Origin of the sequence: Streptomyces lasalocidi, from assembly GCF_005280215.1 — a bacterium.
GTDB classification, from domain to species: domain Bacteria; phylum Actinomycetota; class Actinomycetes; order Streptomycetales; family Streptomycetaceae; genus Streptomyces; species Streptomyces longwoodensis.
Window position 1 is genome coordinate 804,331 of record NZ_SZNQ01000001.1, and the last position, 14,904, is coordinate 819,234.

At 74.5% G+C, this 14,904-nt stretch carries 17 protein-coding genes and 2 pseudogenes; 5 read left to right on the forward strand and 14 right to left on the reverse strand.

What is annotated here, in order from left to right; all coding sequences use genetic code 11:
* Nucleotides 1-48: 48 nt before the first annotated feature.
* On the reverse strand, nt 49-459 hold the full coding sequence (locus tag E4U91_RS03440) for a hypothetical protein (RefSeq protein ID WP_067228051.1): 411 nt from the start codon (nt 457-459) through the stop codon (nt 49-51).
* A 304-nt stretch (nt 460-763) separates the two neighbouring features.
* Between E4U91_RS03440 and E4U91_RS03445 the strand changes: the two genes are divergently transcribed.
* Nucleotides 764-1,177 carry a nuclear transport factor 2 family protein gene (locus E4U91_RS03445; protein ID WP_137305153.1) on the forward strand — a complete coding sequence of 138 codons (414 nt, stop codon included), beginning with the start codon at nt 764-766 and terminating at the stop codon, nt 1,175-1,177.
* 113 nt (nt 1,178-1,290) lie between these two features.
* Here E4U91_RS03445 and mgrA read toward each other — a convergent pair whose 3' ends face one another.
* Nucleotides 1,291-2,283 carry an L-glyceraldehyde 3-phosphate reductase gene (mgrA, locus tag E4U91_RS03450; protein WP_137305154.1) on the reverse strand — a complete coding sequence of 331 codons (993 nt, stop codon included), beginning with the start codon at nt 2,281-2,283 and terminating at the stop codon, nt 1,291-1,293.
* 115 nt (nt 2,284-2,398) lie between these two features.
* On the opposite strand from mgrA, the gene E4U91_RS03455 reads away from it, so the two are divergent.
* Nucleotides 2,399-3,280: a LysR family transcriptional regulator gene (locus E4U91_RS03455; RefSeq protein WP_137305155.1), complete on the forward strand. Its 882-nt coding sequence runs from the start codon at nt 2,399-2,401 to the stop codon at nt 3,278-3,280.
* Nucleotides 3,281-3,422: 142 nt separating this feature from the next.
* Nucleotides 3,423-3,938: a mycothiol transferase gene (locus tag E4U91_RS03460; RefSeq protein WP_137305156.1), complete on the forward strand. Its 516-nt coding sequence runs from the start codon at nt 3,423-3,425 to the stop codon at nt 3,936-3,938.
* On the opposite strand, the gene E4U91_RS03465 is transcribed toward E4U91_RS03460, so the two are convergent.
* The 8 genes and pseudogenes from E4U91_RS03465 to E4U91_RS03495 form a co-directional block, all read right to left on the reverse strand.
* Nucleotides 3,920-4,990, reverse strand: coding sequence for an adenosine deaminase (locus E4U91_RS03465; protein ID WP_137305157.1), 1,071 nt, complete (start codon nt 4,988-4,990; stop codon nt 3,920-3,922). The two genes, E4U91_RS03460 and E4U91_RS03465, sit on opposite strands and share 19 nt — an antisense overlap.
* A 45-nt stretch (nt 4,991-5,035) precedes the next feature.
* Nucleotides 5,036-5,431: a VOC family protein gene (locus E4U91_RS03470; protein ID WP_137305158.1), complete on the reverse strand. Its 396-nt coding sequence runs from the start codon at nt 5,429-5,431 to the stop codon at nt 5,036-5,038.
* Between the two features lie 137 nt (nt 5,432-5,568).
* Nucleotides 5,569-6,432, reverse strand: a complete 864-nt coding sequence (locus tag E4U91_RS03475) for a hypothetical protein (RefSeq protein WP_137305159.1) — start codon at nt 6,430-6,432, stop codon at nt 5,569-5,571.
* Complete coding sequence (locus E4U91_RS03480; RefSeq protein WP_241678499.1) at nt 6,429-6,932, reverse strand: sigma-70 family RNA polymerase sigma factor; 504 nt, start codon at nt 6,930-6,932, stop codon at nt 6,429-6,431. Before E4U91_RS03480 ends, E4U91_RS03475 begins: the two co-directional genes overlap by 4 nt.
* Nucleotides 6,933-6,991: 59 nt before the next feature.
* Nucleotides 6,992-7,156 (reverse strand): hypothetical protein, encoded by a 165-nt coding sequence (locus E4U91_RS38000; protein ID WP_168218061.1) that lies wholly within the window; start codon nt 7,154-7,156, stop codon nt 6,992-6,994.
* 141 nt (nt 7,157-7,297) lie between these two features.
* A pseudogene (locus E4U91_RS03485) lies at nt 7,298-7,823 on the reverse strand (hypothetical protein); the annotation flags it as partial.
* A 162-nt stretch (nt 7,824-7,985) separates the two neighbouring features.
* A pseudogene (locus E4U91_RS03490) lies at nt 7,986-8,791 on the reverse strand (RNA polymerase sigma factor); the annotation flags it as partial.
* Nucleotides 8,791-9,141, reverse strand: a complete 351-nt coding sequence (locus E4U91_RS03495) for a YciI family protein (protein WP_137305160.1) — start codon at nt 9,139-9,141, stop codon at nt 8,791-8,793. The pseudogene E4U91_RS03490 and the gene E4U91_RS03495, both read right to left, overlap by 1 nt.
* Before the next feature lie 99 nt (nt 9,142-9,240).
* Here E4U91_RS03495 and E4U91_RS03500 point away from each other — a divergent pair, with 99 nt between their 5' ends.
* Nucleotides 9,241-10,335, forward strand: coding sequence for an acyl-CoA dehydrogenase family protein (locus tag E4U91_RS03500; RefSeq protein WP_137305161.1), 1,095 nt, complete (start codon nt 9,241-9,243; stop codon nt 10,333-10,335).
* A gap of 65 nt (nt 10,336-10,400) precedes the next feature.
* On the opposite strand, the gene E4U91_RS03505 is transcribed toward E4U91_RS03500, so the two are convergent.
* The 4 genes from E4U91_RS03505 to E4U91_RS39890 form a co-directional block, all read right to left on the reverse strand.
* Nucleotides 10,401-11,543, reverse strand: a complete 1,143-nt coding sequence (locus E4U91_RS03505) for an LLM class flavin-dependent oxidoreductase (protein WP_137305162.1) — start codon at nt 11,541-11,543, stop codon at nt 10,401-10,403.
* Between the two features lie 76 nt (nt 11,544-11,619).
* A complete protein-coding gene (locus tag E4U91_RS03510) occupies nt 11,620-12,804 on the reverse strand; it encodes an SfnB family sulfur acquisition oxidoreductase (protein ID WP_137305163.1) in 1,185 nt (394 codons plus the stop codon).
* Nucleotides 12,805-12,806: 2 nt separating this feature from the next.
* Nucleotides 12,807-13,361, reverse strand: a complete 555-nt coding sequence (gene ssuE / locus E4U91_RS03515) for an NADPH-dependent FMN reductase (protein WP_137305164.1) — start codon at nt 13,359-13,361, stop codon at nt 12,807-12,809.
* A gap of 353 nt (nt 13,362-13,714) precedes the next feature.
* Complete coding sequence (locus tag E4U91_RS39890; protein ID WP_354006244.1) at nt 13,715-13,798, reverse strand: putative leader peptide; 84 nt, start codon at nt 13,796-13,798, stop codon at nt 13,715-13,717.
* A 136-nt stretch (nt 13,799-13,934) separates the two neighbouring features.
* Between E4U91_RS39890 and E4U91_RS03525 the strand changes: the two genes are divergently transcribed.
* Entirely contained in the window at nt 13,935-14,867 is a 933-nt protein-coding gene (locus E4U91_RS03525; RefSeq protein ID WP_174867747.1) for a LysR family transcriptional regulator, read from the forward strand.
* Nucleotides 14,868-14,904 lie beyond the last annotated feature (37 nt).

The following is a 14,904-nucleotide window of genomic DNA, read 5'->3' on the forward strand; positions in this document are numbered from 1 at the left end:
TCCGTGCGCCTTTCGGCGCACACCGTGCCGACGGCCGGGCGACGGGGGTCAGGCGACCGGTACGACCAGCGCCGGGAGTGTCCGCTGCATGCGCAGCGCGTCGACCGACTCGGCGAGCAGCTCGTACTCGGTGGTGTCGTCGCTGGCGGCGATCCGCACCAGGCGCCCGCCGGCGAGTTCGTCGGCCACCAGCTCCTGCCCGGCCACGTCCGCGCACCAGGCCCGCAGGACGCCCGGCACGTCGGGCACCGTGTCCGCGACCGGCACCAGGGCGTACGGGGGGATGTGCTCGCTGTCCGGGCTGGGGTCGAGCCGTTCGGCGATCCAGGAGGCCCGGTCGCGCAGCCACCACAGGGCGAGCGCGAGCGTCGGCGCCCGGTAGGTGCCGAGCGGTACCCCGATACGGCGGCCGTCGCACCAGCCGTACGCGGTGACATGGCACAGGAATTCGTCGTGCACGTCTCACTCCCCCGGTCCGTCGTCTGCCGGCTGGGCCTCGCTTTCCGTGCGGCTCCCGAGGCTGAACTGCCCCTGCAGCCGAGTATGTTCACGACTGAAACACTGTCACCACGTCTTTCCGGCCAGTCTGTTGGCATATTCCGGTGCGCCGCTGGCCGAAAGCCGCCACCCCCGCGCGACGGGCATGACCTCCGGGGTAATCGACCCCGCCGACGCCCGGCGGGCACAGTGGTCGCACCGGGCCGGGAACGACTCCGAACCGGTTCCCGACCTGCAACGACGACCTCACAGGGGGCTGATTCCCATGTCCGCGACCGACCGTCACGACACCGACCGCCGCGAGCACGCCGACCGCTACGGGGACGCCGTCGCCCGCTACTTCGAGGCGTGGAACGCCCGCGAGCCGGAGGCCCTCGCCAAGGCCGTGGCGGCCGCCTGGGCCGTGGACGGGACCTACACCGACCCGCTGGCCGACGTGCGGGGGCACGAGCAGCTCGGCGCGGCCGTCTCGGCGGCCCACGCCGCCTTCCCGGGGTTCGTCTTCCGGCTCACCGGGGCGGTCGACGGGCACCACGACACCGCGCGGTTCTCGTGGGAACTGGTCAGCGAGGTCGACGGCAGCGCACCCGTCGCCGGGTTCGACGTGATCACCCTGGACGGCGAGGACCGCATCACGTCCGTCCTGGGCTTCCTCGACCGGGTGCCGACGGCGGACTGACCGCCCGGGTGACCGTCCACGGCGCACACCGCTCGCGGGGGCCCGCTCCGTGCGGGCCCCCGCGAGCGGAGGATGGGGGCGCGGGCGACCGGACGGTGCCCGCGCCGCGCGGGTCAGCCGTTGATCACCGTGTCGATCCGGGCGAGCTCCTCCGGCTCGAAGTCCAGGTTGGCCAGCGCGCCGACGCTGTCCTCGAGCTGGCGGGCGCTGCTCGCGCCGACCAGCGCGGAGGTGACCCGGCCGCCGCGCAGGACCCAGGCCAGGGCCAGCTGGGCCAGCGACTGGCCGCGGGCCTTGGCGAGTTCGTCGAGGGCGCGCAGCTTGGCCACCAGGTCCTCGGTCAGGGCGTCCGAGCTGAGGAACGGGCTGTCGCTCGCCGCGCGCGAGTCCTCGGGGATGCCGTCGAGGTAGCGGGCGGTGAGCACGCCCTGCTCCAGCGGGGAGTAGGCGATGGAGCCGACCCGGAGCTCGTCGAGGGCGTCGAGCAGGCCCTCGGTCTCCGGGCGGCGGTCGAGCATCGAGTAGCGCGGCTGGTGGATGAGCAGCGGGGTGCCCAGCTCACCGAGGATGCGGGCGGCGTCCCGGGTCTGCTCGGCCGAGTAGTTGGAGACGCCGACGTAGAGCGCCTTGCCCTGCTGCACCGCCGAGTGCAGCGCGCCCATGGTCTCCTCCAGGGGCGTCTCCGGGTCGGGGCGGTGCGAGTAGAAGACGTCGACGTACTCCAGGCCCATCCGCCGCAGGCTCTGGTCCAGCGAGGACAGCACGTACTTGCGCGAGCCCCACTCGCCGTACGGGCCGGGCCACATCAGGTAGCCGGCCTTGGTGGAGATCACCAGCTCGTCGCGGTAGCGCGCGAAGTCGCTCTTCAGGAACCCGCCCAGCGCGGACTCGGCGGCGCCGGGCGGCGGGCCGTAGTTGTTCGCCAGGTCGAAGTGGGTGATGCCGAGGTCGAAGGCGCGGCGCAGGATGGCCCGCTGGGTCTCGGCGGGGCGGTCCGGGCCGAAGTTGTGCCACAGGCCGAGCGACAGCGCGGGGAGCTTCAGGCCGCTGTGTCCGGTGCGCCGGTAGGGCATGTCCGCGTAACGGTCGGGGTGTGCGGTGTACAACGCGACTCCATGGCTCTTCGGGGAGGGGTGGGACTGCCTACCCACTCTCGCGCGACCTGCGGGCAGTGGTCCAACAGAAGAATCCGATGGAATTCAGCGGATAGGCTTCTCAATCATGGAACTGCGCCACCTCCAGCACTTCGTCGCCGTCGCCGAGGACCAGCACTTCACCCGGGCCGCCGAACGCCTGATGGTCTCCCAGTCGGGCCTGTCGGCGTCGATCCGCGCCCTCGAGCGGGAGCTGCGGGCGCCGCTGTTCGTGCGCACCACCCGCCGGGTGACGCTGACGGAGGCGGGCCGGGCCCTGCTCGGCGAGGCCGAGCGCATCCTGGCGCAGGTGCGCGCGGCGCACGAGGCGGTGGCCGCCGTGCAGGGCGTGCTGCGCGGCACGCTCGCCCTCGGCACCGAGCAGTGCATCGCGGGCGTGCACGTGGCGGGCCTGCTCGCGGCGTTCCGCCGGCGCCACCCGGACGTGGAGATCCGGCTGCGCCAGTACGGCTCGGGCACGCTCGCCGAGGAGGTCGCGGCCGGGCGCCTCGACCTGGCCTTCGCCTACCGGACCCAGGCCGACACCGACCAGCTGCGCTCGGCGTCGCTGACGACCGAGCCGATGTACGTGCTGTGCCACCCCGAGCACCACCTGGCGGGGGCGGCGGCGCTCGCCCCGCAGGACATCGCCGGGGAGGTGTTCGTGGACTTCCACCCGGACTTCGGGCCGCGCCGCGCGACCGACGCGGCCTTCGCCGAGACGGGCGTACGGCGCACGGTCGCCCTGGAGGTCAACGACGTGCACAGCCTGCTCGACCTGGTGGACGAGAACCTCGGCATCGCCGTCGTCCCACGCCACTTCCGGCACAAGCGGGAGGCGCTGACCGCGCTGCCCCTGAAGGGCACCGCCGAGGCGGCCTACGAGACGGTGGCCCTGCTGCCGCCGCACCGGGCCACCAGCCCGGCGGCCCGGGCCCTGATGACCCTGCTGGAGACGGGCGGCGAATGACCCGGGGCCCAGGGGGTGTCTCGCCGATCACGCCGGGCTCGCGGTGTCCGGTTACCGCCCCGACGCCCTGAGCCCTGAGCCCTGTCCCCCTGGCCGTCCGGAACGGGCGGCGCGGGAGCGACGGCTGCGTCATGGTGGACGCATGCATGCGAAGGACATCCTCATCGACGGCTACGGCCGCATCCGGGAAGAAGTCCATGCGGCGCTCGACGGCCTCGACCCCGAGGACCTCAACGCCCGCCCGACGCCCGGGACCAACTCCGTCGCCTGGCTGGTCTGGCACCTCACCCGCGTCCAGGACGACCACCTCGCCGACGCCTTCGGGCTCGACCAGGTGTGGCTGGACCAGGGCTGGCACGAGCGGTTCGGTCTCGACCTGCCGCCCGGGGACATCGGCTACGGCCACAGCCCGGCCCAGGTCGCCAAGGTCCGGGTCGACTCGGCCGACCTGCTCACCGGCTACCACGACGCCGTCCACGCACAGTCGCTCCAGGCGCTGCGCGGGGTCGGCGCGGCGGACCTCGACCGGGTCGTGGACCGGCGCTGGGACCCGCCGGTCACCCTCGGAGTGCGGCTGGTGAGCGTCCTGTCCGACGACCTCCAGCACGTCGGACAGGCGGCCTACGTACGCGGACTGCTTCAGAGCGCGGCGGAGTAACCCGGCAGCACGACGTCCTCGATCAGGGCCCTGCGCTCGTCGAACGGCAGGAACGCGCTCTTGACGGCGTTCACCGTGACCGTGCGCAGGTCCTCCACCGTCCAGCCGGCCTCCTCGACCAGCAGGGACATCTCCCGGGTCATCGTCGTGCCGGAGACCAGCCGGTTGTCGGTGTTGAGGGTGACCCGGAAGCCGAGGTCCTTCAGCGCGGTGATCGGGTGGGTGGCGATGGAGTCGGCCGCGCCGGTCTGCAGGTTGGAGGTGGGGCACATCTCCAGCGCGATCCGGCGGTCGCGGACCCAGCCGGCCAGGCGGCCGAGCTTGCCGTCCACGATGTCCTCGGTCAGGCGCACGCCGTGGCCTATGCGCTGGGCGCCGCACACCTGGATCGCCTGGTGGATGCTGGGCAGGCCGTGCGCCTCGCCGGCGTGGATGGTGAAGGGCACACTCTCGCGGCGCAGGTGCTCGAACGCCTCGAGGTGGTCGGCGGGCGGGAAGCCGTCCTCGGCGCCCGCGATGTCGAAGCCGACGACACCGGCGTCGCGGAAGGCGACGGCCAGGTCGGCGGCCTCCCGGACCCGGTCGAACATCCGCATGCCGCACAGCAGGGTGCCGACCCGGACGGGCGTACCGGCGGCGGCCGCCTTGGCCATGCCCGCCGCGAGGCCCTCCTGGACGGTCCCGACGACCTCGCCGAGGGTCAGGCCGCCGTTCAGCATCAGCTCGGGGGCGTAGCGGACCTCGCCGTAGACGACGCCGTCGGCGGCCAAGTCGAGGACGTACTCCTCGGCGGTGCGCAGCAGGCCCTCGCGGGTCTGCATCACGGCGAGGGTGTGCTCGAAGGTGGCGATGTAGCGGACCAGGTCCCCGGAGTCGGCGGCCTCGACGTACCAGGCGGCCAGCTCGTCGGGGTCGGTGGTGGGCAGGGTGTGCCCGGCCTCGGCGGCCAGCTCGACGACCGTGGCGGGGCGCAGGCCGCCGTCGAGGTGGTCGTGCAGGACGGCCTTGGGGAGCCGGCGGAGGGTGTCGGTGTCGACGCGGGGGGCGGTCATGGTGTGGTTCCTCGGCGCAGGGGTGGATCGGGTGGCGGGTGGGTCTCAGGCGGCGGGCTGGAGGAGGTCCCAGCGGTTGCCGTACAGGTCCTGGAAGACGGCCACCGAGCCGTAGGGCTCGTGGCGGGGCTCCTCCAGGAAGGTCACGCCCGCGGCGAGCATCCGGGCGTGGTCGCGGGCGAAGTCGTCGGTGTGCAGGAAGAAGCCGACCCGGCCGCCGGTCTGGTCGCCGACGCGGGCGCGCTGGGCGTCGCCCTTGGCGCGGGCCAGCAGCAGTCCGGTGCCCGGGGAGCCGGGGGCGCCCGGCTCGACGACGACCCAGCGGGAGCCGTCGGGGCGCGGTTCGTCCTCGGCGACCCGGAAGCCGAGGGCCTCGGTGTAGAAGCGGATCGCCTCGTCGTAGTCGTCGACGACGAGGGTGACCAGGGCGACGCGTCTCATCGGAGCCTTTCGGGGGGACGGATTGGTCGGAGAGGTTATACGTAAAACCTACGGGATGCCAATCTCTTCCCGGGGCGTCGCCCCCGGGGCCCGCCGCCCGCCCCCGGAGGGCCGGGGGCGGGCCCCGTCCGCGCGGTTCAGCAGGCCACCGTCTCCTCGCACTCCCGCAGTGCCTCCTGGACGTCGCGGCTCCAGTGCCGGGCGGGGCGGGGGGAGGCGGAGGAGAAGGTGTGGACGGCCGGTTCGCGGCGGGCGGGCAGGTTGCCACTGAGGGCGCGGCGCCGCTTGCGGGCGGGTGGCGCGCCGTGCGCGGCGGCCTCCTCGACGATCTCGGCCAGGTCCCCGTCCGGCAGGGGCAGCTCCAGGTCGTCGTCGACGAAGCCGACCACGGCCGGGACGTACTCGACCAGCGCCCGCAGCGCCTCGGGGAGCCCGTGCCGGCCGCGCCGCAGGGCGGTGAGCACGTGCAGGGCGGTGGCGACCTCCAGTTCGGTGGCCTCCCGGCTCAGGGTGGCCGGGGTGATCTCGGTGTGCCGCAGCCACCAGTCGGCCTCCTGGTCCTCGCCCAGGGAGCGGTGGTGGAGGTAGAGGCAGTACGACGAGACGGGGTCCGCGGCGCCGGCGGCGTACTGCCACCAGAAGCGGGCGCTGTCCTCGCAGCCCGCGAGGTGGAGGATGGCGCCGAGGATGCGGGCCCCGGACGGCTCGGGGAGCTGGCTGCCGAGGAAGGCACCGAGCCCTTGCAGGGCGCCGGGCCGGCTCAGCAGCGCCTCGCACAGGGCCCGCAGGTCCCGGGCGGCGGGGTGGCTCTCGCGCGGGAGCCGCAGCGGGGCGGGGCGCGGCCGGGTGCGGCCCGCGGGGTCCCCGGCCCGGCGGGCCGCGACCCGGGCGGCCACGCGGGCCTCGGCGGCCTCGACGTCCGCGCGGGTGTAGGGCGCGGTGGGCACCAGCCGGGCGCGGGCCAGCTCGGCATCCAGGTCGCTCGCGGTGTCGAAGGTCATGACCGCTCCTCCTCGGCGCTCGTCGTGTAGATCTCCCGCAGTCGCCGTCGGGCGTAGCGTTCGTGGGAGCGCACGCCGGCTTGGCTGATGCCGAGGTGGAGCGCCACCTCGGCGATGGTGTAGCCCTCGCAGTAGCGCAGCCGGACGATGTCCCGCTGGCGCTCGGGCAGGGCGTCGATGGCGTGGAACAGCCGCAGGTTCTGCTCGATCACCTCGAAGGCGTCCTCGGCCCCGGTCAGGGTGACGGTCTCGAAGACCGCGGTGTCCATCAGCGTGGCCCGGCGGCCGCGGGCCCGGGCGTGGTCGATGACCCGGTGCTTGACGACCCGCCAGGCGTAGGCGGCGGGGTTCTCGACGCGGAGTATCTGCGGCCACTCCTCGGCGAGCTGGACGAACGCGTCGTCGACGGCGTCCTCGGCGTCCGCGCGGCTGCGCAGGAAGCGTTCGGCCTCGCGGACGTAGCGCGGCCGGTGCATCTGGTGGAAGGCGGCGAAGTCCAAGGGAAGTTTCTCCGGCGCCCGGGGATGGCCGGCCGGGCCTGGAGCCGACTCCTCGCGCCTCACCGCTCGCCCCCCGGGAGACGGTGCTGCATCTCGCGGAAGCCCACCCGCACGAGGGCGGTCACGACCCGGCGCGCGAGGGCGGCGACGCCGGGTCCGAAGACCCGCAGGGCGATCAAGGACAGCGCCATGTCGCGGGCGAACTGTTCGAACTGGTCGGTCACGGACCCTTCGGTCCTCTCACTGGCTGGTCGGGGCCCAGGAGCCCCGGAAGGCGACGGTTGCACCCTCTGCCCCCACGGCGTCCGGCGGCGGCGATTCGTGCAGACCCGGTTCGAAAGTCAGACTGATTTGGCCGATTCTGACTACGGGCCGCACCCTCCCGGACCAAGTGCCGTGGCTTTCCCGTCACTCGGGGGACTACTCGTGACCGTTCGCGTGCGGGGGCGGCCGTAGCGGCCCCTCGGTGGTCCCGGAGGCGTCGGGCCGCCCGCCCGCAGGGCCGTAGCCGCCCGGCGTCGGCGCAGGTGGGCGCGTTCGGCCGCGCTGTCGGTGAGGGCGAGGGCGGCGTCGTACGCGGCGAGCGCCTCGGCGTGCCGTCCGAGCCGGCGCAGCAGGTCGGCGCGGACCGCGTGCAGGACGTGGTAGCCGTCGAGGCCGAGCGCGTCCACCAGCTCCAGGGCCGCGCGGGGCCCGTGCACCTCGGCGACCGCGACCGCCCGGTTCAGCGCGGCGACCGGGGTGGGCGCGACGGCGAGCAGCTGGTCGTAGAGGCGCAGGATCTGCCGCCAGTCGGTGGCGGCGGCCGTCGGGGCGTCGTCGTGGACGGCGTTCCGCGGCCTGGATCTGGTACGGCCCCGGGCGGCCCCGGCGCAGGCAGCGGCGGATCAGGGGGTGTCTCGTCGGTCAGGCCGGATCAGGGAGCGGCGTCTGGTGCCGTGCATCGCAAGGCGGAGGAGGGAGTCGATGCGGAGCATCGGCGAGTGACGACAACGCAGCGAGGTGCGGCACCAGACGCCGCGAGCCCGGCCTGACCGACGAGACACCCCCTCGGGCGTGTCCCTCGGCGATCAGGGCGCGGTCCCAGCGGGCGCGGTCCTGCTCGGGCAGCGGCACCAGGGTGCCGTCGGCGTCCCGGCGGGCGGGCCGGCGGGCCTCGACCAGCAGCATCAGCGCCAGCAGCCCGGCCGCCTCGGGCTCGTCCGGCATCAGCTCGACCAGCAGCCGCCCGAGGCGCACGGCTTCCGTGCACAGCTCGGGGTCGCCGGTGTAGCCCTCGTTGAAGATGAAGTAGACGACGGCGAGGACGCCGCCGAGCCGGTCGGGCAGGTCGGCGTCGCGGGGCACGCGGTACGGGATGCGCGCGTCACGGATCTTCGCTTTGGCGCGAACCAGTCGCTGCGCCATCGTCGTCTCGGACACCAGGAAGGCACGCGCGATCTGCTCGGTGCTCAGTCCGCCGAGCAGCCGCAGGGTGAGCGCCACGCGCGCCTGCGGGGCGAGCGCCGGGTGGCAGCAGGTGAAGATCAGGCGGAGCCGGTCGTCGCGCAGGGTCCCTCCTCCCCGGGCGGGCCGGTGGCGTGCAGCCGCGCCGCCTCGGCGTGCCGGGCGTCCCGGCCGGCCTCGCGGCGCAGCCGGTCGATCGCCCGGTTGCGGGCGGTGGTGATGATCCACCCGGCCGGGCTGGGCGGCACGCCCGTCCGCGGCCAGCGGTGCAGGGCGGTGGTGAAGGCGTCCTGGACCGCTTCCTCGGCGAGGTCGATGTCGCCGAGGAAGCGGACGAGGACAGCGACCGCGCGGCCGTACTCCGCGCGGAAGACGGCCGCCACGTCGACGGGGTCGCGGGCGGGGCCGGCCATCAGTGGTCGGCGGTGAAGGGGCGCACCTCGATGGGCAGGGTGGTGGCCAGCGCGGCCCTGCGGCCCCACTCCAGGGCCGCGTCCAGGTCGGGCGCCTCGATCAGGCAGAGCCCGCCCAGGTACTCCTTGCCCTCCGCGTAGGGCCCGTCGGTCATCAGCACGTCGCCGTCCTCGGGGCGCAGTGTCGTGGCCGTCTCGGGTCCGGCCAGTCCGCCGGCGAACACCCAGGCCCCGGCGTCGCGCAGCTCCTGGTTGAACGCCTCGACGTCGGCGACGATCCCGGCGAGCGCCTCGGGGGCGGGCGGCTGCCCTCCGGTCGGCTGGACCACACTGAGCAGGTAGTACGTCATGACGGCCTCCTCGGCCTCGTGGGGGTGGTTCCACCTCCTACACGAACGGCACTCCCCCGGATCGACACCCACGCCCCGGAACCGGGAAAAATCTCGTCCATGACCCCACCGCCGCCCCCGGCGCCCCCGGAACCCACGGCACCCGCCGGCCCCTCCGACCCGTCCGGACAACCTGCGTCCCACCCGCTCGTCGCCCGGGCCCGCCGCCTCGCCGACGACCTGCTGGCGCCCTCGGCCGAGCGCGTCGACGCGGAGGGCGTCCCGGCCGGCCACATCCAGGAGATCAAGCGGTCGGGGCTGCTCGGGGTGAGCGCCCCGCGCGCGTACGGCGGCGCCGAGGCGCCCGCGGCGGTGGCGCGGGAGACGGCGGAGGTCCTGTCCGGGGCGTGCGGGGCCACGTGGTTCGTGCAGACCCAGCACCACACGCCGGTGCGGATGCTGGCCCGCAGCGACGGCCCGGTCCGGGAACGGCTGCTCGGCCCGCTGTCCCGGGGCGAGCTGCTGTCCGGTGTGGCGTACGCCCATCTGCGCGCCCACCCCCGCACCCCGGTCCGCGCCGTCCGCGACCGGGGCGGCTGGCGCTTCGCCGGGACGGTGCCCTGGTACACCGGGTGGGGCCTGAACGACCTACTGCTGCTGGCCGGGACGACTGACGCCGACGAGGCCCTGTTCGCGTTCGCCGAGGCCCGGGACCAGCCGGGCCTTCGCGCGTCGGAGCCGCTGCGCCTGGCGGCCCTCGGCGGCGCCCGTACCGTGTCGCTGGAGCTGGACGGCCTGTGGCTGCCCGAGGAGGCGGTGGTGCTGCGCACGCCGTACGACCGCTGGGCCGCGGACGACCGGCTCAGGACGCTCGACACCAACCCGGCGGTGTTCGGGCTGACGCGGGCGGCGCTCACCCTCCTGGACGAGGACACGGCCGCCGCGTTCCGCGCCCGGCTCACGCGGGTGCGCGCCGCGGCCTACGCCCTCGCCGACACGGCCCCCGGCCTGCGGGTCCAGGAGCGGCTGGACCTCAGGACGGAGGCGTTCGCGCTGCTGCAGGCGGCCACCACCGCCGCGGTGGTCGCGGGCGGGGGCCGCACGATGCTGCTGACGCACCGGGCCCAACGCCTGGCGCGGGAGGCGCTGTTCCTGCTGGTGCAGGGGCAGACGCGGGAGACGCGCGCGGCGCAGCTCGCCGCCCTGAGGCGCTGAGCCGGCCGGGCGCGGGGAGGTCGTCCGTCGGCGACCTCCGCCCCGTCTTGCCGCTCCGCGGCCGTTCAGCTCGCGAACGGCACCTGCGCGGAGGGCGCCGCTCCCGGCAGGAACGGGTGCCGCCACAGTCCCTCGGCGGCCAGCCGGGGCAGCACGCCCTCGCCGAACCAGTAGGCCTCCTCCAGGTGCGGGTAGCCGGAGAGCACGAACTCCTCGATGCCCAGGGCCGCGTACTCCCGGATCCGCTCGGCGACCTCCTCGTGGCTGCCGACCAGCGCGGTCCCGGCGCCGCCGCGCACCAGGCCGATGCCCGCCCACAGGTTGGGGTGGATCTCCAGCCCGTCCCGGCTGCCGCCGTGCAGCGCGAGCATCCGCCGCTGTCCCTCCGACTCGCTGCGCGCGAGCCCGGCCTGCACGGACGCCACGGTCTGCGGGTCGAACCCGGCGAGCAGCCGCTCCGCCTCCGCCCAGGCCTGCGCGGAGGTGTCCCGGGTGATCACGTGCAGCCGAATGCCGAACCGCAGCGTGCGCCCGTGCCGGGCCGCCAGTCCCCTGATCCACTCGATCTTCTCGGCGACCTGGGCGGGCGGCTCGCCCCAGGTGAGGTAGACGTCGACGTGCCAGGCCGCGATCTCCCCGGCGATCGGCGAGGACCCCCCGAAGTACACCTCCGGCACCGGGTCGGGCACCCGCGCCAGCCGCGCGTCCTCCACCCGCAGGTGCTCGCCCACCAGGTCGACGCTCTTGCCGTCCCACAACTCCCGTACGACCTGGAGGAACTCACCGGTACGACGGTAGCGGTCGTCCTTGTCCAGGAAGTCGCCGTAGGCCCGCTGCTCGTGGCTCTCGCCGCCGGTGACGACGTTCAGCAGCAGCCGTCCGCCGGTCTGGCGCTGGAAGGTCGAGGCCATCTGGGCGGCGAGCGTCGGGGAGACGAATCCGGGGCGGAAGGCGACGAGGAACTTCAGCCGCTCGGAGTTCTGGCTGACCATGGCGGTGGTCAGCCAGGCGTCCTCGCACCAGGCGCCGGTCGGCGTGAGCGCGCCGACGAAGCCGAGGTCCTCGGCGGCGCGGGCGATCTGGCTGAGGTAGGCGACCGTCGGCGGCCGGTCCCGGCCGGAGGCGGTGGCCGGCGTGCCGTGGCCGCCGCCGACCACGTGGCGGCTGTCGCCGTTGGTGGGCAGGAACCAGTGGAAGGTGAGGGACACGGGGTCTCCGTTCCTGGGGGGGCGCCCCGGCGGGCGGGGACGGGCGGGCGGGTGGCGTACCGGCGGGGAAGCCGCGCTACAGCAGGCCGTGGCGGGGCGGCCGGGCTCCGGTGAGGACGTGGCGGCCGAGGTGCTGGAGCTTCCAGCGGGGCGGGTCGTGCAGGGTGTGGGTGCGCGCGTCGCGCCAGTACCGGTGCAGGTTCAGCGAGTCGAGCGCGGAGCGGGTGCCGGACACCTCGAACAGGGCGCTCGCCACGTCCACGGCCGTCCCGGCGGCCTGCACCTTGGCGGCGGCGACCGCGAGGGACGCCTCGGCCGCGCTGTCGTCGGTGAGGCCGGCCCGGGCCGCGTCGACCGCGCGGGCCGCCTCCTTCAGCAGGGCCTCCGACGCCCGCACGCGCAGGGCGAGTTCACCGAATCGCTGGATCAGCAGCGGGTCCTCGACGGCCGTGTCCGCCCCGCTCTCGAACCAGGGCCTGCTCCGGGTCCGCACGAACGCGGCGGCCTCCGCCAGCGCGCCCGAGGCGATGCCCGCGTCGATCGCGGCGTGCAGCAACTGGGCTACCGCGCCGTGCAGTTGGGGTCCGCGGAAGGTCAGGTGGTGGGGCAGCACCCGGTCGGCCGGCACTTCGACGCCCTCCAGGCGGACGGTGCCGCTGGCCGTCGTGCGCTGGCCCATGCCGTCCCAGTCGTCGACCACGGTCAGGCCCGGGGCGTCGCGCGGGACGTAGGCGACGTGCAGTTCGTCGTCGTCGGCGCGGGCGAGGACCGGGATCCAGTCGGCGAAGAGGGCGCCGGTGGAGTAGTGCTTGACGCCGTCCAGCCGGTACGAGCCGTCCGGGCGCGGGGTCAGGCGGGTGCGGATGTCCTGGACGTGCTGGGTGCCCGCCTCGGACTGCGCGTTGCCGAGGCGCCGCCCGGCCAGCACCTCGGCGAAGAAGAATGTGCGCTGCTCCAGGCTCCCTTGACGGCGGATCACGTTGACGTAGACGAAGTGGCTCTGCGGGATCTGCGCCAGGCTCGCGTCGGCCGCGCCCAGCAGGCGGAAGACCTCCGCGAGCGTGGCCGCGCCGACGTCGGCACCGCCGTGCTCGGCGGGCACGGTGACGGCGAGCAGGCCCGAGGCGGACAACCGGTCCAGCTCGGCGCGGGGCAGGGCGCGCTCGGCGTCGCGCCGCGCGGCACCCGCGCGGAACGCGTCGGCGAGCTCGGCGGCGACGGCGAGGGCCTCGGCGTCGTCAGCGATGACGTGCGCGGCCACGGTCAGCTCGCCGCGGCCAGGAACGGGGTGCGGCCCAGGGCGGCCGAGAACTGGTCGACGACCTGGCCGAGCGCCTCGGCGGTGGCCGGGGCGACCGTGACGGTGCCGTCCTCATGGGCGGTGATGTCCTTGTCGAGGGTGAACCAGCCCTGCACGATGTGCGCGGCACCCATGGAGTTCAGGACCGGCCGCAGCGCGTAGTCGATGGCCAGGACGTGGGCGGTGGAGCCGCCGGTGGCCAGCGGCAGCACGGTCTTGCCGGTGAGCGCGTACTGCGGCAGCAGGTCCAAAAGCGCCTTGAGCACGCCGGAGTACGACGCCTTGTAGACGGGGGTGCCCACGACCACGCCGTCGGCGCGCGCGAACAGCTCGGTGGCCTCGACGATCGCCGGGTGCCGGAAGTCCGCGCCGAGCAGGGCCTCGGCGGGGATGGTGCGGACGTCGAGCGGGATCACCTGGTGTCCCTGCGCGGCGATGCGCTGGTCGAGGTGGCGCAGCAGGCGGCCGGTGCGGGAGGAGGCGGAGGGGCTGCCGGAGACGGACAGGACGGTGGCCATGGGTCCTCTTTCGAAGGTGTTTCGACGGTGCGGGTCCGGGAGCGGGCCCCGGGGCGCGGTCAGGCGTGGGCGGGGACGGAGGCGGGCGCGGCGTCGGTGTCGGTGTCGGTGTCCGGCGGCCGGGCCTCCAGTTCATGGACCCAGTACGTGAATTTCAGAGGTGCGGCGGGCATGCGGAACTCCAGGCGTGGAATTGCTTTCCGGCGACGCCGAATTCACCGGCGGCGGGCGCGCGGGCGCGGGAATTCTGGCGGAGGGAGCCGGAAGGAGAAGGGTGGTACACGGCGGGACACGGCACGGCACCGCTCGGGCGAGGAGCGGGCGGGTGGCGTGGGGAGAAGGGCGCGGGCCGGTCAGGCGGCGGCGCGACAGGAGGCGCTGGAGACGCGCGCGAGGTCGACGTGGCGTCGCCGCGTGAGGTCCAGTCCCGAAGTCATGTCGTCGATCGTGGCAGCCGCCGGTGAGGACCGTCAAGGAAAACCCGACCGTTCTCGCATCGCGGACCATTGAATTTCACGAGGGTGTGACAGGGAAACCCTTGAACGGCCCGACGCGGGACCGCATTCTCCTGTCGTGCGAACGGAACAGCTGGAATACATAGCGGCCGTCACCCGGCTCGGGTCGCTGCGCCGGGCCGCCGAGGAACTGCGCCTGTCCCAGCCCGCGTTGAGCGAGACGGTCCGCAACCTGGAGCGCGAGCTGGGGGTCGAGCTGCTGGAGCGCAAGCGCTCCGGTGCGACGATGAGCGCGCCCGGCCGGGAGCTGTTGCCGCACATCGTGGACGTCCTGGACGCGGTGGACCGGCTGCGCGCGGCGGCGGGCGAGCAGCACCGCATCCGGCGGATGGTGCGCGTCGGCACGGTGAACGCGGCGACCGTGCCGCTGCTGCTGCCGGTGCTGCGGGAGTTCCGGACGGCGCGCCCGCACACCCAGGTCGAGGTGGTGGGCGCGCAGCAGACCGACATCCACCGGGCCCTGCTGGAGGGCGGGTTCGACCTGGGGCTGGTCAATCACCTGGAGGGCGACGACGTGCCCGCCGAGTTCGAGTCGGCGGAACTGCTGCGCGGCCGGCCGGTGGTGTGCCTGCGGCCGGACAGCCCGCTGGCCGCCCGGCCGGCGGTGACCGTGGCGGACCTGCTCGGTGTGCCGCTCATCGGCATGCGGTCCGGCTATGTGATGCACCGGTACGTGCACCGGCTGCTCGACGGGCGGGACCCGTCCTTCGCGTACTCCACGGACGGGGCGGAGATGGGCAAGCTGATGGTCGCCGAGGGGCTCGGGGCGACGGTCCTGCCGGACTTCAGTGTGGTCGGGGATCCGCTGGAGCGGTGCGGTGCGCTCACCCACCGGCCGCTCGCCGGGGACACTCCTCAGGTGCTGCTGATGCTGCAGCGGCGCCGCGCGGAGTCGGTGCCGCAGGCGGCACGCGAACTGCACGAGGTCTTCGTGCGCACGGCCCGCGCCCTGGGCGGCACGCTCACCGCACCGGACTCACCGGGACGGTGAGCGCGGAGCCCACGGGGGGTCGGTACTGCCGGGCTCG

Coding starts and splice junctions, on each gene's coding strand:
- E4U91_RS03495 (WP_137305160.1), bottom strand. CDS start 9,141: ATGACGTACTACCTGCTCAGTGTGGTCCAGCCGACCGGAGGGCAGCCG.
- E4U91_RS03465 (WP_137305157.1), bottom strand. CDS start 4,990: ATGACCGCCCCCCGCGTCGACACCGACACCCTCCGCCGGCTCCCCAAG.
- ssuE (WP_137305164.1), bottom strand. CDS start 13,361: ATGGCCACCGTCCTGTCCGTCTCCGGCAGCCCCTCCGCCTCCTCCCGC.
- E4U91_RS03445 (WP_137305153.1), top strand. CDS start 764: ATGTCCGCGACCGACCGTCACGACACCGACCGCCGCGAGCACGCCGAC.
- E4U91_RS03470 (WP_137305158.1), bottom strand. CDS start 5,431: ATGAGACGCGTCGCCCTGGTCACCCTCGTCGTCGACGACTACGACGAG.
- E4U91_RS03475 (WP_137305159.1), bottom strand. CDS start 6,432: ATGACCTTCGACACCGCGAGCGACCTGGATGCCGAGCTGGCCCGCGCC.
- E4U91_RS03500 (WP_137305161.1), top strand. CDS start 9,241: ATGACCCCACCGCCGCCCCCGGCGCCCCCGGAACCCACGGCACCCGCC.
- E4U91_RS39890 (WP_354006244.1), bottom strand. CDS start 13,798: ATGACTTCGGGACTGGACCTCACGCGGCGACGCCACGTCGACCTCGCG.
- E4U91_RS03460 (WP_137305156.1), top strand. CDS start 3,423: ATGCATGCGAAGGACATCCTCATCGACGGCTACGGCCGCATCCGGGAA.
- E4U91_RS03455 (WP_137305155.1), top strand. CDS start 2,399: ATGGAACTGCGCCACCTCCAGCACTTCGTCGCCGTCGCCGAGGACCAG.